Below are 17590 nucleotides of genomic sequence, written 5' to 3'. Positions count from 1 at the left end.
CTAGCCTCGAGAGGAGGGCGGGATCGGTGGCCGCCCGTCGGAACTGAGACGCTTCCACAGCTCGCGATTTCGGCGCTATACTCACCGGTCCGCTCCGGGATCCGGACGGTTCCTGGATGCGCCCCTGAGAAGGAAACCCCTTCTTGAAGAGGTGCGACGGTCTTTGAAAACTCAACAGCATGCGCACCTCTCGGTCGTTCCCTCGACCGAGGAGTGTGTCCAGGTTCGACGCCGCCGTCGCTTTGATCCGCTCTGCGGGCAACCCTGCTACTGTACTCCACCCCACAGGGAGCGTCAATCCCCGCGCGAACGGAGTCATCCGTCCGCGTGTGGCCGCTGTAGTTAGGAGCTTACTCTCTCGATCTCGGCTCCGAGACTGACCAAGTTCTCAACGAATAACGGATAGCCGCGATCGATGTGGAACACGTCGTGGACCTCGGTATCGCCGTCGGCCACCAGGCCGGCGAGCACCAGGCCGGCACCCGCCCGGATGTCGGAGCACCACACCGGTGCGCTTGACAGCTGCGGCAGGCCGCGCACCACCGCGTAGTGACCGTCGGTCCGTGCATCGGCCCCGAGCCGGATCATTTCCTCGACGAAGCGAAACCGCGCCTCGAACACGTTCTCGGTGATCATCGACGTGCCATCGGCAATCGACGCCAGGCCGATCGCCATGGGCTGCAGATCCGTCGGGAAACCGGGGAAGGGAAGCGTCGCGACGTTGACCGCCTTCGGCCGCTCGTACTGGACCACCCGAAAACCGTGGTCGTCCTGGGTGACGGTGGCGCCGGCGTCGTGCAGCTTGTGCAGCACCAGCTGCAGGTGCTGCGGGTCGACGCCGGTGACCGAAATGTCGCCGCGCGTCATCGCCGCGGCGATGCCCCATGTGGCCGCGACGATGCGGTCGCCGATGACCCGGTGCTCAGTGGGGTACAGCCTCGGCACCCCGGTGATCGTCATCGTCGACGAGCCCGCGCCTTCGATCTCGGCGCCCATCTGATTGAGCATCGTGCAAAGGTCGACAACGTCGGGTTCGCGGGCCGCGTTGTGGATCGTCGTCACGCCCTCGGCCAAGACCGCCGCCATCAGAATGTTTTCGGTCGCCCCAACCGACGGGAATTCCAATTGAATCTGCGCGCCGTGCAGGTGCTCCGCGTGCGCGACCACACAGCCGTGCTCGATGTTGCACCTGGCGCCGAGCTGCCGCAGCCCGGCCTGGTGCATGTCCAACGGTCGCGAGCCGATCGCATCGCCGCCGGGCAGCGCGACCTTGGCTCTTCTGCAGCGCCCGACCAGGGGGCCCAGCACGCAGACGGACGCCCGGAATTGCCGCACCGCGGCAAAGTCCGCATCGTACTTCAGTTCATCCGGTGAGGTGACACGCACTGTGGCGCCGTCCAACTCGACATTCGCGCCCAGGCCACGCAGCACTTCGGCCATCAAGGGCACGTCGAGGATGTCGGGACAGTTGGTGATAGTGCTGGTGCCCTCGGCCAGCAGTGCGGCCGCCATCAACTTGAGCACGCTGTTCTTGGCGCCTCCGACGGCAACTTCCCCCTGTAACCGGTTGCCGCCGGTCACCACGAATCGCTCGCTCACGCGGGTTAGTGTAAACAGCGGTCGTGGCCGGTGTCAGTCTCCCGGGTACCGTTGGACGATGGCAGTACATCTGACCCGCATCTACACCCGAACAGGTGATGACGGCACCACGGGTTTGAGCGATTTTTCCCGCGTCTCGAAGAACGATCCGCGCTTGGTGGCATATGCAGACTGCGACGAAGCCAACGCCGCGATCGGCGTCGCAATCGCACTGGGAAGCCCCGACGAGCAATTGAATCGGGTCCTCCGTCAACTCCAGAACGACCTTTTCGATGCCGGCGCCGATCTGTCCACTCCCGTGGTGGAAGCACCGGAGCATCCGCCACTGCGGATCATGCAAAGCTACATCGACCGGCTGGAATCCTGGTGTGACGAGTATAACGACGGTTTGCCAGCACTGAATTCCTTTGTGCTGCCCGGCGGTTCGCCGTTGTCAGCCCTGCTGCACGTGGCGCGTACAGTCGCGCGGCGGGCCGAACGCTCGGCATGGGCCGCGGTCGACGCCTATCCAGAAGGGGTGAATGCCTTGGCCGCAAAGTATCTCAATCGGTTGTCCGACCTGTTGTTCATTTTGTCGCGCGTGGCCAACTCGGATGGCGACATCCTTTGGAAGCCGGGTGATTCCGGCTCCAACTCACCAGGTTAGATCTCGGCACCCTCGACGGCCACATGATTTACACCGTGCGTCGCCGAGCCCGAGGTGACGGACGCGATTCCAGCCACGACAAGAACGCCGTCAAAGCGCCACGGTCCAGGGCCATCTCGTATCCCCGTCGGCGGTCTGGTGTGGTGTCGCGCAGTTCCAGTACGACAGTCTCTTCGTTCATGATGTCGAATTCGTCGCCGCGCGGACCGCGCCGGGACACGATCTCCAAACCCCTTCGGCTCAGCCGACGGTCGGGCCACAAACGAACGCTGGACAACCGGTAGAACGCGGCTTCGCCGCCGTGATAGCGCATCACGCCATGTCGCCAGCCATGACCGCCGACGGCTGGAATGTCGCGCAGGATCGCAGCGGTGCCGCCCTGGCGCAATTTCCACAACCGATACGTCAGTGCGATGACAGCGAACAGCAATACAGCAATGACCGCGACCATGACGATCATGGGCGCGCTCATTGGCCGGCCGCCCTAGTCGATCTCGCCGAGCGCGCGCAGCCGCGCGCGGCCCCTGGCCGCGACGCGTTCGTCCTCGGAATCGGCGTCGCGCCGGGCGGCGTCGGCGTCGATCTCGGAATCGAACTCTGCGGACTCGGCCAAGATGATTACGCCCTCGTCGGTGACCGACATGAAGCCCCCGTCGACCGCGATGCGCAGGTCATCCTCGCCCTCGCGCTCCACACGCACCATCGCGTCGTCGACCAGCTGCGCCACCAGCGGAATGTGCCGGGGCAGAATGCCGATCTCGCCGTTGGTGGTGCGGGTGAAGACGAACGTGGCCTTACCGGACCAGATTTTGCGCTCGACGGCAACGATGTCGACGTCCAGTTCGGCCATTTCAGCGCCTACTCATCCTTGTCGCCGTTGTCCTTCTTGGCGTCGTCTTTCTTCGCCTCGGCGTCCTTGTCGACATCGTCTTTCTTCGCCTCGGCGTCCGCGTCGGATTCTTCCTTGTCCTGGCCGGCTTCGTCCTCGTCCTCGACCGACTCTGTGGGCGCGCCATCGTCTTTCGACTCGTCCATCTTGACGCCCAGGCTTTCGGCCTTGCGCTCGAGATCTTCCAGACCACCGATGAGGAAGAAGGCCTGCTCGGGCAGATGGTCGAATTCGCCCTTGGTCAACCGGTCGAACGCGTCGATGGTTTCCTTGAGCGGGACCGTCGAACCCGGGACACCGGTGAATTGCTCGGCGGCCATCATGTTCTGCGACAGGAAACGCTCGATCCGCCGCGCCCGGTTGACGAGCTGCTTGTCCTCCTCGGAAAGCTCATCGATGCCGAGGATCGCGATGATGTCCTGAAGGTCCTTGTACCGCTGCAGGATTCGAATCACTTCCTGCGCAACCCGGTAATGCTCGTCGCCGACGATGCCGGCATCGAGAATCGTCGAGCTCGATGCGAGTGGGTCCACCGCCGGGAAGATGCCCTTTGAGAACACGTCGCGGCTGAGCTCCGTCGTGGCGTCAAGGTGCGCGAACGTCGTCGCCGGCGCGGGGTCGGTGTAGTCGTCGGCGGGCACGTACACCGCTTGCATCGACGTGATCGAACGCCCACGAGTCGAGGTGATGCGCTCCTGCAGCTCACCCATTTCGTCGGCAAGCGTCGGCTGATATCCCACCGCGGACGGCATCCGGCCGAGCAGCGTCGACACCTCCGACCCGGCCTGAGTGAACCGGAAGATGTTGTCGATGAACAGAAGAACGTCCTGGCCCTGCTCGTCGCGGAAGAACTCCGCCATCGTCAGTGCCGACAGCGCCACCCGCATACGGGTGCCCGGGGGTTCGTCCATCTGCCCGAACACCAGCGCGGTGTCCTTGAGCACGTTGGCCTCGCCGAGCTCGACCCACAGGTCGTTGCCCTCACGGGTGCGCTCACCCACGCCGGCGAACACCGACGTGCCGCCGAAGTTGCGGGCGATGCGGTTGATCATCTCCTGAATCAGCACGGTCTTGCCCACGCCGGCACCGCCGAACAGCGCGATCTTGCCACCGCGCACATACGGGGTGAGCAGGTCGATGACCTTCAGACCCGTCTCGAGCATCTCCGTGCGGGGTTCCAGCTCGTCGAACGCCGGTGGCTTGCGGTGAATTGGCCAGCGATCCAGGTCGGACCCATAGCCCTTCTCGTCGAGGCAGTCGCCGAGAGCGTTCCAGACGTGGCCCTTGGTGCCGTCCCCGACCGGAACCGAAATCGAGCTACCGGTGTCAACGACCTCGACTCCGCGCACCAGGCCATCGGTCGGCTGCAGTGAAATGCAGCGCACCAGGTTGTCGCCCAGGTGCTGCTCGACCTCCAGCGTCAACTCCTTGGCCAGCTCCTCGAAGGTGATCTCGGCGTGCAGGCCGTTGTACAACGCCGGCACGGACCCGCGCGGGAACTCGACGTCCACCACAGGACCGGCGACTCGTACCACTCGGCCGTTCGTGTCCTTCTTGTTGTTCTTGGTTGTCTCGCGTTCAGCGGTTGCAGTCATGACTTTCTTCGCTTCCTATCGGGTCTATTGGGCGGCATCCGCCAATGCGTTTGCGCCGCCCACGATTTCGCTGATTTCCTGGGTGATCTGAGCTTGACGCTCACGATTTGCCTGCAACGTCAAGTCACGGATGAGGTCGTCGGCATTGTCGCTGGCCGACTTCATCGCCCGCCGCCGTGCAGCCGATTCGGAGGCCGCCGCCTCGAGCAGGGCCGCGAAGATCCGGGTCGTCACATACCGCGGCAGCAAGCGCGCGAACAGCGTCGTCGCGTCCGGCTCGAACGAGAACAACGTCCGCGGGCCGGTGTCTTCGTCGGTGTACTCGACCACCATCGGGGCGATGCGGTGCGCCGAGGCCTCCTGGGACAGCATCGACTTGAATTCGGTGAAGACGAGGTGCAATTCGTCGACACCGAGGATGCCGTCCGGACCCGGGTCGTCGCCTTCGTCGTCAGCGCCGGCGTTGAACGCATCGACCAGTGTCGAGGCGATTTCCTGTGCGTCTTCATAGCTCGGCTTTTCCGAGAAGCCGGTCCACGAGTCGGTGATCTTCCAGTTCCGGAAACTGTAATAGCTCAGCGCCTTACGCCCGACCACGTAGAGGACGGGCGTCTTGCCCTCCTCGCGCAGTAGCGAGAACAGCTCCTCTGATCGCCGGAACACGTTGGCGTTGTGCGCGCCGCACAGCCCGCGGTCCGAGGAGACCACCAAAACGGCCGCGCGCTTGGGGTTTTCGCGTTCGACGAGCAGTGGATGGTCAAGAGCTGATTCGTCGGCCAGATCAGTCAGCATTTTCGTGATCTCTTCGGAGTAGGGCCGCGCCGCCTCGACCCGCGCTTGCGCCTTCGCGATGCGCGATGTCGCGATCATCTCCTGGGCCTTGGTGATCTTTTTTATCGACCCGGCCGATCGGATCCGATGGCGAAGCTCCCGAAGTGTGGCAGGCATCGAACACCTAACTCTTCTGTTCCGGCGGCGGTTTGCGGACCTTCACCGATTCCTTCTCGAGTTCCTCTTCGTCCATCGCGTCGACATGTTCGTCGCGGACGACAGAGCTGCCGTCGGAGGCCGCAAAGCCCTTCTTGAACTGTTGGACGATCTCATCGAGCTTGTCGCTCAAGTCGTCCGACAGTTTCTTTTCTTCCCGGATCTCCTTGAGGATCTCCTGGTGCGAGGCCCGCATGTGGTCGAGGAACTCGGTCTCGAAGCGCCCGACATCGCCAGCCGGCACCGTGTCGAGATGGCCTTTGGTGCCGAGGAAGATGGAGACCACTTGTTCCTCGACCGGCATCGGCTGGTGCTGGGGCTGCTTGAGCAGTTCGACCAGCCGCTCACCGCGGTCGAGTTGCTTCTTGGTGTTTTGGTCCAGGTCTGAGGCGAAGGCTGCAAACGACTCAAGCTCGCGGTATTGCGAGAGGTCCAGTCGCAGCGAGCCGGCCACGTCCTTCATCGCCTTGATCTGCGCCGCGCCGCCGACGCGCGACACCGAAACACCGACGTTGATTGCCGGGCGAACACCCTGATTGAACAGGTCGCTCTCCAGGAAGCACTGGCCGTCGGTTATCGAGATGACGTTGGTCGGGATGTATGCGGAGATGTCATTGGCCTTGGTCTCGATGATCGGCAGGCCCGTCAGCGAGCCGCCGCCCATCTCGTCGGAGAGCTTCGCGCACCGCTCCAGCAGCCGCGAATGTAGATAGAACACGTCGCCGGGATAAGCCTCACGGCCCGGCGGACGGCGCAGCAGCAGCGAGATCGCGCGATATGCCTCGGCTTGCTTGCTCAAGTCGTCGAACACGATCAGCACATGCTTGCCCTGATACATCCAGTGCTGGCCGATCGCCGAACCGGTATACGGCGCAAGCCATTTGAAGCCCGCGGAGTCCGATGCCGGAGCGGCGACGATCGTGGTGTAGTCCATCGCACCGCCCTCTTCGAGCGCATTGTGGACACTGGAGATCGTGGTGCCCTTCTGGCCGATCGCCACATACACGCAGCGGACCTGGAGCTTCTCATCGCCGCTCTCCCAGTTCTGCCGCTGGTTGAGGATGGTGTCTACGCAGATCGCGGTCTTGCCGGTCTTGCGGTCACCGATGATCAGCTGACGCTGGCCGCGGCCGATGGGCGTCATTGAGTCGATCGCCTTGATGCCGGTCTGCAGCGGCTCCTTAACACTCTGCCGCTGCACCACCGACGGAGCCTGGAGTTCAAGCGCGCGACGCTCGTCGGTGTTGATGTCGCCGCGGCCATCGATCGGCTGGCCAAGTGGGTTGATGACACGGCCCAGGAACGCATCACCCACCGGCACGGACAACACTTCACCGGTGCGCTTGACCTGTTGGCCTTCTTCGATTTTCTCGAAGTCGCCCAAGATGACCGCGCCGATGTCATGTTCATCAAGGTTCAAAGCCACACCCAGTACGCCGCCCTCGAACTCGAGTAGCTCCTGTGTCATGACCGACGGCAGGCCCTCGACGTGTGCGATGCCATCACCGGCGTCGACGACGGTGCCGACCTCCTCGCGGGCCGTGTCCGACTCGAAGCTGGAAACGTACTCTTCGATCGCGCCCTGGATATCGTCGGGTGAGATTGTCAACTCTGCCATGGCTCTTTATCTTCCTGCTTGCGGGTCGGGCGTTCTTGTTGATGAGTTCAGTCGGGTAGCCGGTTTCGCGCGGTGGCCAAGCGAGACGACAGCGTTCCGTCGATCACCTCGTCACCAATGGAGATAGCCAGGCCGCCAAGCAATTTGGAGTCGACCTGGAGCTGCACCGATACCGGGTGACCATAGATGCGGCGCAACACCTCGGTGAGTCGATTGCGCTGCGCTCTGCTCAATTCGGCGGCCGCCTTGACACGTGCCACCACCTCGCCGCGCCGCGCCACGGCCATTTCTGCCAGGTCATGCACGACTTCGTCCGTTCGCTTGCCGCGAATGAGCTCCACCGTCTGTCGCAGCAACGCCGCGGTCGTGGGGTTTACCCCCGAGCTGCGGTCGAGCACGTCGTTCAGTAATTCGACCCGGCGATCCGCCGGACGCGTGTACTCGCTGAGCACGGTCGACAGCTGCGGCTCGGAATCCAGGATGCGGCCGAACCAGAACAGCTGTTCTTCCACCTCGTCGGCATGGTCGCTGCGTTCGGCGCGGACCAGCAATGCCAGGCGGGCAACGTGTTCAACCGCGTCCACCAGGTTCGAATCCGTGGACCACCGACCCGATACCGCCGCCTTGAGCACCTCCAGCGCCGGGTCGCCGATCTTGTCGCCGAACAACGAGTCCACCAGCCGCGTCTTGGGTGCGGGGTCATTCGACGGGTCGGCGAGATGTCTGGTCAAAATCGCCTCGCGGCTCAGCAGCTTCGTGACCGCCACCAGGTCGTCGGCGAGGCTGGACAGCGCGGACTCGTCGAGGTCCGCGGTCACCTCGTCGAACCGCTCCACCAAGGCGCGGAGGGCGTCCCGGCTGGCCGAGCGCAGCTTCGCCGTAGCCGCGTCCTCGATATTGATCTCCGACGGCGCCATCGCGTCGAGTTCGTCGAGAAAACGGTCGACGGTCGCGGACTGGTTTTTTTCGTCCGCCACGTGGTCGCGCACGAGTTCGCCCGCGCGGCGCACGGATTCGGCACCGAGGTCCCCGCGGAGCTGACGGATCAACTGAGCGCGCAGCAGTTGAACATGCTGAGCCCCTTGCACTTTGATCCGTTCTACCTCCGCGTCCGCCTGCGCCCGCAGCTGCTGGGCGATGCTCTCGGCGTCCGCGCGTGCCTCTTTCAGTACCTCCTGCTCCTCGGCTTTGGCCTCCTCGAGCGCTCTTTTGTGCGACGTCTCGGATTCTGCCAACCGCTTCTGAGCCGTGGCGCTTTCCTCCAACTGCTCGCGCACCGCCTCCTGGCGGGCGGTCATCAACCTGCGCACCGGCGGGGCGACGTACCGCCAGACCAGCCACACGATGACTGCGAAGCCGACGAGTTGTCCGATGAACGTCGACATGCGGCTACCTTCCCGACGCCGTGGTCGCCGCGGCGCCCTTGGCCTTAGCGCCGGATTCCGGCGTCAGGTCGACGCCGAGCACCCGGCTCGCAAGGGTGACCGACAGATTCTCCATGGACGCCCTCAGGTCCGCCGAGATCGCGTCGGCCTGCCGCTTCAGCTCTTCCCCCGCCTGCTGCAGAGCCAGCGTCGCCTCTTCCGCCGCCCGCCGCTTCATATCCTCGAGAATCCGTCGGCCCTCTGCCCGCGCCTCGTCGCGGATTCCCGAGGCCTCGCGCCGGGCCCGGTTCATTGCCGCTTCGTAATCGGCTTGCGCCGCGGCGAACTGCTTTTCGGCCTGCCGGTTGTTTTCCAGGGTTTTGGTGACCATCTCGTCGCGTTCGCGCAGCACGCTCATGATCGGCGGCACGACGAACGTGCCGATCACGCCGAGCACGATGAGAAAGATGAGCAGCACGACGAAGAAGGTGCCATTGGGGACCAGGAAGTTGTTGCCCCCGCCGCCCTCGCCCGCTGCGAGCAGGACCGTTGCCCTCACCTCACCCATGATCGCGAAATTACTTAACGGGGGTGGCGAATACGAACAGAGCCATGAACGCCAGGTTGATGAAGTAGGCCGCCTCGACCAGACCGACCGTGATGAAGAACGGAGTGAACAACCGGCCCTGCGCCTCCGGCTGACGGGCGATACCCGAAATCAGCGCGTTACCGGCGACACCGTCACCAATACCGGCGCCGATTGCCCCGCCGGCCATGATGAGTCCACCGCCGATGAGTGCGCCCATAGCGATTTGTGGGTCCATTCCTATCCTCTCTGATAACTGGCAGGACGTCCTGCCAGGTTTTGTCGCAAGTCCGCGGTACTAGTCGTGGTTCTCATCGAGCTCCATCGACTGGCTGAAATACAGGATCGTCAGCAGCGCGAAAATGAACGCCTGGATCGCGCCGACGAACAAGTCGAAGCTTTTCCAGATCGCGTTGGGCGCCCACATGATGTACGGCGGGAACAATGCGATCAGCGCGACCAGGATGCCGCCGGCGAAAATGTTGCCAAAGAGTCGGAGCGACAACGAGATCGGCTTGGCTATTTCCTCGACGAGGTTGATCGGCGCCAGGAAGGCAACGTGCCCCTTCAGGAGTCGCAACGGGTGCCCGATGATGCCGCGACGCCAAATGCCCGCGGCGTGGTAGCAGACGAACACGAATAGGGCCAACGCCAAGACGAAGTTGATGTCGGAGGCCGGCGGCGTGAGCAGCTCGTGCGTTTTCCCGTCGGCGCCGGTGTACTGCACGGGCAGCACCGAAAGCCAGTTGGCGATGAGGATGAAGACGAACAGCGTCACGGCGAGCGGCAGCACGAATGGCGCGATCCGCAGGCCGATCGTCGTCTCGATTTGGTTGCGCATCTGAACGGTGATGGCTTCGAAGAACAGCTGCACCCCGTTCGGCACGCCGGATGACGTCACCTTCGCGCGCAGATAGAACGCCAGCGCGATCACGATCACCGCCGCGATTGCCGTGGCGTACACGGTGTCGGTATTGACCGTCAGGCCAAACCATTTGGCGGTCTCGTGGTGGCCGACCTCGATTGCGCCCTCGGCGAGCGTGGTCTCAGTCATCTGTCGTCCTCCCCTCGGTGGCCTGGGCACCATCCGTGCGGATCGCCTTCCACACCGGCAGTGCGGTCGTCAGCACCAGCAGCACCTGGAACAACGCCATGCCGAAGACGACCCCGAGGCCTTCGGGCCGGAAGATGAAGGCGATCGTCAGGCCGATCGCCGTCATGATCAGCAGCCGCGTCGCCGAGTTGAGCGCCATCTTCTTCTTCAGCGGGTGCTCGTCGGCGGTGATCGAGCCCACGGCCCGCTGCACCAGAATGGCGTTCAGCAAACCCAGCAATAGGCCGACAGCGAAGAAGACCCCGACCATGACATGGCCCAACAATCCGGACACCAGCACTGCGATCACGCCCAGTACCGAAGAAATGACGAGCAGCCGAAACGGCCGGAATGCAACAGAGGGAAACACCAACGGCGCGTCGTGCGCTGGTGTCGTCACGGCTCCACCTCAATCTCGCGTGTCTGAGAGCTGCCTGAACGATTTAAGCGTTGCCCGCCGAGCGTATCGGAGGGCGAAATTCCCGCCGGAATCACCCAAAGGGCAGCTCCCTTTTGTCGGTCGTAAATCCGGCTCCTCCGGACAAGCATCCGACGGGCCGGCTGGCCGGCAACCCGCGAGGTTTCTTCGGGTTCTAGCAGCACCGTACCACATGGTAGGCGGCCCTAACCTGCCCCTACTACTATTCGTCGTACAAGTCCTCCCGGCGGCGCAACAGCGGGATCACGGTGACCACGATCGCGCCCACAATCGCGGCAAGCATCACCCCGCCGGCATACCTCGGGTCGACGAAGATCGTGCTCGCCATCCCGAACGCTACGATGCCCACCCACAGGTAGATCAACAGCACCACCCGACGGTGCGAGTGGCCGATCTCCAGCAACCGATGATGCAGGTGCATCTTGTCCGGGCTGAACGCGCTGCGGCCCGCACGCGTGCGCCGCACGATGGCAAGCAACAGGTCAAGCATCGGGACGAACATCACCGCGACGACTAACAGGAACGGGGACATCAGAGCGAACACATCGCGGGCGCCGTAGGCATTCTGGGAGATCGGCCCCGCGGCCGTGGTCGACGCCGCGGCCAGCATCAGCCCGATCAGCATCGAGCCGGAGTCCCCCATGAAAATGCGCGCGCGGTGAAAGTTGTGCGGCAGAAAGCCCAGACACGCCCCCGCGAGCACCACCGAGATGATTGCCGGCGGGTAGAACAGCACATCGCCGCCGTGGCCGCGCAGCAAACCTACCGAGAAGATACAGATCGCCGACGCGGTGATCAGCCCCAGACCGGCCGCCAAGCCGTCGAGGCCGTCGACGAAGTTCATCGCGTTGACGATTGCCACGGTCAGCGCCAGCGTGAGCAGGATCGAGGAGACCTGGTCGAGCACAATCGTGCCGATCCCGTCGATCGGGATGTACAGCACGCTCCACGCCACGCCCATCGTGACAAGCACGCTAGCGGCAGTGATTTGGCCGGCGAATTTGGTCAGCGCGTCCAAGCCCCACTTGTCATCGATCAGGCCGATGCCCATGATGACGCCGCCCGCGACCAACACCGCGGGCATGCCAGCGGAGTAGACGAACCCGCGGTTGAGCGCGGGCAGTTGGGAGGCCAGCAGCACCGCGGCCAGCACACCCACGTACATGGCCAGCCCGCCCATCCGTGGAGTGGGCTGCACGTGCACATCGCGTTCGCGCGGATAGGCGACCGCGCCGAGCCGGGTCGCCAGCACGCGCACCCAGCCGGTACAGAAGTACGTGATGATGGCCGCGGTCAGCCCTACTAATGCCAACTCCCGCAGCGGGACACCAGCACCGCGATCCGACAGCGCCAACAGACTGTCTGCCGCGTAGATCACGGCTGAACGGTACTGCACCAAGCTGAGTACGGGTCCGATGACGCCGGCGTGATCAAAGGTCAGGCTGTCAACGTCACCGGATCGATGCCCAGCACTTTCGCAATGTCATCGGCGCTGATGGGCCCCGACCGCAAAATGCGGGGCGCGCCGCCGGTGAGGTCCACGATCGTCGAGGCCGCCTGCTGCACCGACGGCCCGGCATCGAGGTAAACGTCAACCAGGTCGCCCAGTTGGCTCCGAGCGTCCTCGGCGGTCACGGCTGGCGGGCGGCCGGAGATGTTGGCGCTGGAGACGGCCATCGGACCGACGTCACGCAGCACTTCGAGTGCCACCGGATGAAGCGGCATCCGCAGCATCACGCTGCCGCGGGCGTCGCCGAGATCCCATTGCAGCGACGGGGCCTGAAGCACGACCAGGCTCAGCGCGCCGGGCCAGAACGCCTGGATCAGCTCGCGGGCGGTATGCGGCACGGAGTAGACCAGCCCGTCGATGGTGTGCCACGAGCCCACTAACACCGGAACCGGCATGTCGCGGCCGCGACCCTTCGCCGACAGCAGCGCGGCGACCGCGACATTGTCGAAGGCATCGGCGCCGATGCCGTACACGGTGTCGGTTGGCATCACCACAAGACTGCCGCTCTTCACGGCACTGACCGCGGCGGCGATGCCCGCGGCCCGTTGGCTCGTATCCGTGCAGTCGAACAGTTGGCTCATTCCGCGCGCCTTGCCGTCACGAAGCGCGGCCTGCCGACCAGGTCGTCGCGCGGCGTGATGTCGACGAAAACCCCTGCGGCGCTGAGGAGCTGCACCGTTGCGCGCGATGCGGTGTCGTCGTGCTCGACGGCGAAGCACCCGCGGGGACGCAACCACCGGCGGGCCAACTGCACAATCGGTGCGATGATCGCCATGCCGTCGGGTCCACCGAATAACGCAGACCGCGGATCATGTTCTGCCACTTCGCGTTGCAGTGGCGCACCATCGGGAAGATACGGCGGGTTGGCGACGACGAGATCGACCATGCCGTTGAGGTCGGGGCGCAGCCCGACGTCGGTGACATCGGCGCGGCAGAGCTCGATGTTGGCGCATGCCGAATTGCGCCGCGCGTATTCGAGCGCGTCCACGGAATTGTCTACGGCGATGATGCGCGCATCGGGCCAACGGGTCGCCAGCGCGACGGCAAGGGCCCCGGAGCCCGTGCACAGGTCGACGACTGTCGGCTCGGCGGGCATCGTCTGGTGCATCGCCCAGTCGAGCAGCGATTCGGTCTCGGGACGCGGAATGAACACGCCGGGGCCGACATTAAGCGTCACGGGCCCGAATGCGACGGTGCCGGTGAGATGCTGCAGCGGGATCCGCCGCGACCGGGCGGCAACGAGTTCGGCGTAGCGATAGAAGAATTCGTCGTCGGGCGCGTCAAGAAGGGCGAGCCGCGAGCGGCTGGTGCCGGCGGCGTGGGCGGCTAGTTCCTCGGCGTCTCCGCGCGGCGATGCAACGCCCGCCTCGGCAAGCACCTCGGCGGCGTGGTTTATCTCGTGTCTCAGCCGCGTGGTACGCATCATGCCTTCTGTAGCCGGGACTGTTTGTCGGCGACAGCAAGCGCGTCGAACAGCGGGTCAAGATCGCCGTCGAGCACGTGGTCGAGGTTGTGCGCCTTGAAGCCGATGCGGTGGTCGGTGATTCGGTTTTCCGGGAAGTTGTACGTCCGGATACGCTCGCTGCGATCCACTGTGCGGATCTGGCTCGCCCGGTCGGCCGATGCGTCGGCGAGCGCCTGCTCCTCGGCCATCGCCTGCAGCCGCGCGGCCAGCACCTGCAACGCGCGCGCCTTATTCTGCAACTGCGAGCGCTCGTTCTGGCAGGTGACGACGATGCCGGTGGGCAGATGTGTGATGCGCACCGCTGAGTCGGTGGTGTTGACACCCTGACCACCCTTGCCCGACGAGCGATAGACGTCGATCCGCAGGTCGGACTCATTGATCTCGACCTGGCCGACCTCCTCCGGCTCCGGGTAGACCAGCACGCCCGCCGCTGAGGTGTGCACTCGGCCCTGCGATTCGGTGACCGGCACCCGCTGCACCCGGTGCACGCCCCCCTCGAATTTCAATCGCGACCACACCCCGTCGGCCGAGTCGCCCTTGGTCGCGATCGCTAGCGTGGCTTCCTTGTAGCCGCCGAGATCGGAGAGTGTTTCGTCGAGGATCGTCACGCTCCACCCGTGCCGCTCGGCGTAGCGGATGTACATCCGGGCGAGATCGGCGGCGAACAAAGCGGACTCCTCACCGCCCTCGCCGGACTTGACCTCGAGCACGACATCGTCGGCGTCATGCGGATCACGCGGGGCCAGCATATCGGTGAGCTGGGTCTCCAACTCGACGACCCGGCCTTCGAGTTCGGTGACCTCCGGCGCAAAGGAGTCGTCGTCAACGGCCAGCTCACGCGCGGTTTCGAGATCACCTCGCGCGACCTCGAGCTTGTGATGGGTCGCGACGATTGGGGCCAGCTGGGCAAAGCGCCTGCCTACCTTGCGGGAAGCGGCGGGGTCACCGTGTAGCTCGGGATCGGCCAGTCGCTGTTCGAGGTCGGCGTGTTCGGCCAGCAAAGCGTCGATGGCGGGCGCGCCGGTATCCGAGCTCACATCCGATGCCATCTGCGCCACCTCCTCACGCTGCTTTCCGCCAAACTCTCGGCCCGCGAACAAAAACCGACGCCCGACTGCACTCGTGCGGCAGATCGGGCGTCGGATGGGCAGCTATTTGTCGGCCGCAGCCTGATCGGCCTTGCGCTTGCCGTAGCGCTTCTCGAACCGCGCGACACGACCGCCGCTGTCGAGGATCTTCTGCTTGCCGGTGTAGAAGGGATGGCACTGCGAGCAAACCTCGACGACAATCTGGCCGCTCTTCTTGGTGCTGCGAGTCTGGAACGTGTTCCCACAGCCGCAGTGCACCGTGGTTTCGACGTAGTCAGGGTGAATACCCGATTTCATTGGTTTCCTCTTCAATCGTTGGCCGCCGGGTCACCCGAGCAACCGCTGCGTCGGGCGTGAACCGGAACCGAGGGCTCTGACGGCACATTATGCCAGGTCAATCGCCACCTGCCCAAACGCCGACAGGCGGCTTGAAATTCCCGGCCCCGGCACCCCGGTTAGCTTGCCGCCGACCCGGGGGAGCCAATTTCTGTGGCGGTGGTGTACGTGCCACCGGCGCCCGAAGTCAACATTCCACCCGCACCTGAAATCAACCTTCCGCCGGCACCGAACGTGAACGTGCCTAATGTGAACGTGCCGACGTCAACGTTCCCAATGTGAACGTTCCTGAGGTCAATGTGCCGGATGTGAACGTTCCCAACTTGTATGTCCCGCCGCCGCCGGCGAGACCCGCGGTGCCCTCCGTTTCGGTCGGGTAACGGCGGATCCCTGTGACGCGATAGTCGAACTGGGGGTTGACAGTCGCTGCGCCGTGGCATGCGGCACAGCGACTTAGTCCCTCGCCGACTCGGCGCGACCGCCGCGACAATGCCGCGGTGCTGAGGGGACGTAGTGATGGCTCCAGCGTCGGGTTTGCGAGGAAGGTTCGACGTAAACGTCACAAGGTAGGAGTTACGCGATGCAGCTCAAGAAGCTACTGGCGGCGGCCACGGTCGTCGCATCGCTCGGTCTCGGCGCCGTCGGCTTCGGCGGCGTGGCGAGTGCCGAGCCGGTCACGCCCGCGCCGTTGAGGCCAGGGGACCCGTGCCCCGCGTCGTGGTGCGGGAACGGGCCCGGGCGCGACAACGGGGGCGACTGGAGGCGCGGCGACGGCGGCGACTGGCAACGCGGCGACTGGCAACGCGCCGACTGGAATGTCGGTGACCGGGACTGGTGGCGTGGTCGCCCCGGGAAGTGGTGGCGAGATGATGAAATGCCGCCGTGGGGCTTCTGGGGAGAGCCCCCAGCTGCCCAGTGGTGGGGAGCGCCTCCCTGGGTAGACCGGCACCCGATCAACTACTGGGGCCATGAGGTCTGGCCGGAGTGGAACGACAACTTCCACGGTTGGGGATTCTGGTTGTTCAACATGTGGATCCCGATAATCGGAATCGGATAGTTACCCCAGAGAGCGGCCGCCTTGCCACGTGCAAGGCGGCCGTTTTCATGCTTTGGCACGACAACGCTAAGCGCATTGCCAGGGACACGGCAGACAGTTCATAGTTCGGCTATCTAATTTTGTATTAGTCGGGGGTGCTCGACGGTCGTTCGTTTTGAGGACAGGTGTCGCACCATGAAGATGAAGCAAGCCGTCGCCGCAGCAACTATCACCGGCGCTCTTGGCATGACCGCACTCGGCCTCGGGGCCGGCACGGTAAACGCCGCACCGCCGCCCTGCGGATCCAACGGGCAGTGTGGCCCAGGCGGCCCCGGCGGGCCGCCACCGCAAGGCGGTCCCGGTGGACCCGGTGGCCCGCCACCGCAAGGCGGCCCCGGTCGGCCGGGTGGCCCGCCACCGCAAGGTGGGCCCGGTCACCCTGGAGGTCCGCCGCCCCAGTCGGGGCCGGGTGGACCTCCTCCGCCCCAGGGTGCGCCACCGGGCGGCTTCGGCGGACGCGGCGGACCCGGTGGCCCCCCTGGTGACTACCGCGGACCCGGCGGCCCACCCGGCGACAACCGCGGACCCGGCGACAACCGCGGACCCGGAGGTCACGATTGGCGTCCGCCGTGGAACCCCGGGGACAACGACTGGCGCGGCCGGTTCCGCGGCGCTCCATGGGGTGACGGGCTACCACCTTGGGGTTTTGGCGCGCCACCGCCGCCGCCTTGGGACGGCCCCCTCCCCCCGGCGTGGGGACCGCCGCCACCGCCGTTCAACTACTGGGGCTATGAGGAGCAGCCGGTTTGGGATCCCGGTTACAACCAATGGGGCTTCTGGTTCTTCGGGATCTGGATCCCGCTTCCCATCTGACGTACCGACCGGATGGCCGCCGTGCACGACGCACGGCGGCCATCGTCGTTAGTTGCATTGATATGGGCGCTGATCACGAAAGCCCTTGCAGCACATTGCCAGCCGCGTCGCAGACACGTCGCAGACGCCACTTCTAGCGTCGAATTTGTCGGAGCGATTCCCAGACGCGTCAAACGTCACGCCCGTACGAGCTAGTCACCCAGACGGTCGCCTTGCTGTCCTCACCGGCAAGGCGACCGTCGTCCATTTACGCCATCGCGGACGCTAACCGTAGCGCAGGCGCCTACGCGTATTCCTCGTTCATCGTGCCTGGCGTGGTCTTGGAGACCTGCACCAGGAACTCGTAGTTGGTCTTGGTCTTGCGCAGCTGGGAGATCAGCAGGTCGATGGCCTGATGCGAGTCCAGACCCGACAGCACCCGGCGCAGCTTGTGCACGATCGCGAACTCGTCCGGGGAGAGCAGTAG

At 64.8% G+C, this 17590-nt stretch carries 19 protein-coding genes and 1 pseudogene; 3 read left to right on the top strand and 17 right to left on the bottom strand.

Going from position 1 to position 17590, the window contains the following annotated elements; all coding sequences use genetic code 11:
- Positions 1 to 342: 342 nt before the first annotated feature.
- A complete protein-coding gene (murA, locus tag VE759_RS14730) occupies positions 343 to 1599 on the bottom strand; it encodes a UDP-N-acetylglucosamine 1-carboxyvinyltransferase (protein WP_324933693.1) in 1257 nt (418 codons plus the stop codon).
- Positions 1600 to 1657: 58 nt separating this feature from the next.
- Here murA and VE759_RS14725 point away from each other — a divergent pair, with 58 nt between their 5' ends.
- Positions 1658 to 2245 (top strand): cob(I)yrinic acid a,c-diamide adenosyltransferase, encoded by a 588-nt coding sequence (locus tag VE759_RS14725; RefSeq protein WP_324933691.1) that lies wholly within the window; start codon positions 1658 to 1660, stop codon positions 2243 to 2245.
- Positions 2246 to 2273: 28 nt separating this feature from the next.
- On the opposite strand, the gene VE759_RS14720 is transcribed toward VE759_RS14725, so the two are convergent.
- From VE759_RS14720 to rpmE, 15 genes are all read right to left on the bottom strand, one after another.
- A complete protein-coding gene (locus VE759_RS14720) occupies positions 2274 to 2717 on the bottom strand; it encodes a DUF2550 domain-containing protein (protein ID WP_324933689.1) in 444 nt (147 codons plus the stop codon).
- A gap of 12 nt (positions 2718 to 2729) precedes the next feature.
- Positions 2730 to 3095, bottom strand: coding sequence for a F0F1 ATP synthase subunit epsilon (locus VE759_RS14715; RefSeq protein ID WP_324933687.1), 366 nt, complete (start codon positions 3093 to 3095; stop codon positions 2730 to 2732).
- Between the two features lie 8 nt (positions 3096 to 3103).
- Entirely contained in the window at positions 3104 to 4729 is a 1626-nt protein-coding gene (gene atpD, locus VE759_RS14710; RefSeq protein ID WP_324933685.1) for a F0F1 ATP synthase subunit beta, read from the bottom strand.
- 24 nt (positions 4730 to 4753) lie between these two features.
- A complete protein-coding gene (locus VE759_RS14705; protein ID WP_324933683.1) occupies positions 4754 to 5677 on the bottom strand; it encodes a F0F1 ATP synthase subunit gamma in 924 nt (307 codons plus the stop codon).
- A gap of 7 nt (positions 5678 to 5684) precedes the next feature.
- Positions 5685 to 7334 carry a F0F1 ATP synthase subunit alpha gene (gene atpA / locus VE759_RS14700; RefSeq protein WP_324933681.1) on the bottom strand — a complete coding sequence of 550 codons (1650 nt, stop codon included), beginning with the start codon at positions 7332 to 7334 and terminating at the stop codon, positions 5685 to 5687.
- A gap of 47 nt (positions 7335 to 7381) precedes the next feature.
- Positions 7382 to 8719 (bottom strand): F0F1 ATP synthase subunit B/delta, encoded by a 1338-nt coding sequence (locus VE759_RS14695; RefSeq protein WP_324933679.1) that lies wholly within the window; start codon positions 8717 to 8719, stop codon positions 7382 to 7384.
- A 4-nt stretch (positions 8720 to 8723) separates the two neighbouring features.
- Positions 8724 to 9266 (bottom strand): F0F1 ATP synthase subunit B, encoded by a 543-nt coding sequence (locus tag VE759_RS14690; protein ID WP_324933677.1) that lies wholly within the window; start codon positions 9264 to 9266, stop codon positions 8724 to 8726.
- A gap of 10 nt (positions 9267 to 9276) precedes the next feature.
- Positions 9277 to 9522 carry a F0F1 ATP synthase subunit C gene (locus VE759_RS14685; protein ID WP_324933674.1) on the bottom strand — a complete coding sequence of 82 codons (246 nt, stop codon included), beginning with the start codon at positions 9520 to 9522 and terminating at the stop codon, positions 9277 to 9279.
- Between the two features lie 60 nt (positions 9523 to 9582).
- On the bottom strand, positions 9583 to 10338 hold the full coding sequence (gene atpB, locus VE759_RS14680) for a F0F1 ATP synthase subunit A (protein WP_324933672.1): 756 nt from the start codon (positions 10336 to 10338) through the stop codon (positions 9583 to 9585).
- Positions 10331 to 10777, bottom strand: coding sequence for an ATP synthase subunit I (locus VE759_RS14675; RefSeq protein WP_324933670.1), 447 nt, complete (start codon positions 10775 to 10777; stop codon positions 10331 to 10333). The genes atpB and VE759_RS14675 overlap by 8 nt, the downstream gene beginning before the upstream one ends.
- 241 nt (positions 10778 to 11018) lie before the next feature.
- Positions 11019 to 12215 (bottom strand): MraY family glycosyltransferase, encoded by a 1197-nt coding sequence (locus tag VE759_RS14670; RefSeq protein WP_324933668.1) that lies wholly within the window; start codon positions 12213 to 12215, stop codon positions 11019 to 11021.
- A gap of 38 nt (positions 12216 to 12253) precedes the next feature.
- On the bottom strand, positions 12254 to 12907 hold the full coding sequence (locus VE759_RS14665; protein WP_324933666.1) for an L-threonylcarbamoyladenylate synthase: 654 nt from the start codon (positions 12905 to 12907) through the stop codon (positions 12254 to 12256).
- On the bottom strand, positions 12904 to 13749 hold the full coding sequence (gene prmC, locus VE759_RS14660; protein WP_349256017.1) for a peptide chain release factor N(5)-glutamine methyltransferase: 846 nt from the start codon (positions 13747 to 13749) through the stop codon (positions 12904 to 12906). The genes VE759_RS14665 and prmC overlap by 4 nt, the downstream gene beginning before the upstream one ends.
- The gene (gene prfA / locus VE759_RS14655) at positions 13749 to 14840 is read right to left on the bottom strand and encodes a peptide chain release factor 1 (protein WP_324933663.1); all 1092 of its coding nucleotides are present in this window, start codon (positions 14838 to 14840) and stop codon (positions 13749 to 13751) included. Before prfA ends, prmC begins: the two co-directional genes overlap by 1 nt.
- 102 nt (positions 14841 to 14942) lie before the next feature.
- A complete protein-coding gene (rpmE, locus tag VE759_RS14650) occupies positions 14943 to 15176 on the bottom strand; it encodes a 50S ribosomal protein L31 (RefSeq protein WP_324933660.1) in 234 nt (77 codons plus the stop codon).
- 619 nt (positions 15177 to 15795) lie between these two features.
- On the opposite strand from rpmE, the gene VE759_RS14645 reads away from it, so the two are divergent.
- Positions 15796 to 16272 carry a hypothetical protein gene (locus VE759_RS14645; RefSeq protein ID WP_324933658.1) on the top strand — a complete coding sequence of 159 codons (477 nt, stop codon included), beginning with the start codon at positions 15796 to 15798 and terminating at the stop codon, positions 16270 to 16272.
- Positions 16273 to 16446: 174 nt separating this feature from the next.
- Positions 16447 to 17124 (top strand): chitin-binding protein, encoded by a 678-nt coding sequence (locus tag VE759_RS14640; RefSeq protein WP_324933657.1) that lies wholly within the window; start codon positions 16447 to 16449, stop codon positions 17122 to 17124.
- Between the two features lie 283 nt (positions 17125 to 17407).
- Here the strand turns inward: VE759_RS14640 and VE759_RS14635 are convergent.
- Positions 17408 to 17590 (bottom strand): annotated as a pseudogene (locus VE759_RS14635) (transcription termination factor Rho); the annotation flags it as partial.

The organism is Mycobacterium sp. (assembly GCF_035640695.1).
GTDB lineage: Bacteria > Actinomycetota > Actinomycetes > Mycobacteriales > Mycobacteriaceae > Mycobacterium.
This window is presented reverse-complemented; position numbering and strand designations above follow the sequence as displayed.

Excerpts from the sequence above, each read along its gene's own strand:
- VE759_RS14725 (WP_324933691.1), top strand. The coding sequence starts at position 1,658 with ATGGCAGTACATCTGACCCGCATCTACACCCGAACAGGTGATGACGGC.
- VE759_RS14720 (WP_324933689.1), bottom strand. The coding sequence starts at position 2,717 with ATGAGCGCGCCCATGATCGTCATGGTCGCGGTCATTGCTGTATTGCTG.
- VE759_RS14715 (WP_324933687.1), bottom strand. The coding sequence starts at position 3,095 with ATGGCCGAACTGGACGTCGACATCGTTGCCGTCGAGCGCAAAATCTGG.
- atpD (WP_324933685.1), bottom strand. The coding sequence starts at position 4,729 with ATGACTGCAACCGCTGAACGCGAGACAACCAAGAACAACAAGAAGGAC.
- VE759_RS14705 (WP_324933683.1), bottom strand. The coding sequence starts at position 5,677 with ATGCCTGCCACACTTCGGGAGCTTCGCCATCGGATCCGATCGGCCGGG.
- atpA (WP_324933681.1), bottom strand. The coding sequence starts at position 7,334 with ATGGCAGAGTTGACAATCTCACCCGACGATATCCAGGGCGCGATCGAA.
- VE759_RS14695 (WP_324933679.1), bottom strand. The coding sequence starts at position 8,719 with ATGTCGACGTTCATCGGACAACTCGTCGGCTTCGCAGTCATCGTGTGG.
- VE759_RS14690 (WP_324933677.1), bottom strand. The coding sequence starts at position 9,266 with ATGGGTGAGGTGAGGGCAACGGTCCTGCTCGCAGCGGGCGAGGGCGGC.
- VE759_RS14685 (WP_324933674.1), bottom strand. The coding sequence starts at position 9,522 with ATGGACCCACAAATCGCTATGGGCGCACTCATCGGCGGTGGACTCATC.
- atpB (WP_324933672.1), bottom strand. The coding sequence starts at position 10,338 with ATGACTGAGACCACGCTCGCCGAGGGCGCAATCGAGGTCGGCCACCAC.
- VE759_RS14665 (WP_324933666.1), bottom strand. The coding sequence starts at position 12,907 with ATGAGCCAACTGTTCGACTGCACGGATACGAGCCAACGGGCCGCGGGC.
- prmC (WP_349256017.1), bottom strand. The coding sequence starts at position 13,749 with ATGCGTACCACGCGGCTGAGACACGAGATAAACCACGCCGCCGAGGTG.
- prfA (WP_324933663.1), bottom strand. The coding sequence starts at position 14,840 with ATGGCATCGGATGTGAGCTCGGATACCGGCGCGCCCGCCATCGACGCT.
- rpmE (WP_324933660.1), bottom strand. The coding sequence starts at position 15,176 with ATGAAATCGGGTATTCACCCTGACTACGTCGAAACCACGGTGCACTGC.
- VE759_RS14645 (WP_324933658.1), top strand. The coding sequence starts at position 15,796 with ATGCAGCTCAAGAAGCTACTGGCGGCGGCCACGGTCGTCGCATCGCTC.
- VE759_RS14640 (WP_324933657.1), top strand. The coding sequence starts at position 16,447 with ATGAAGATGAAGCAAGCCGTCGCCGCAGCAACTATCACCGGCGCTCTT.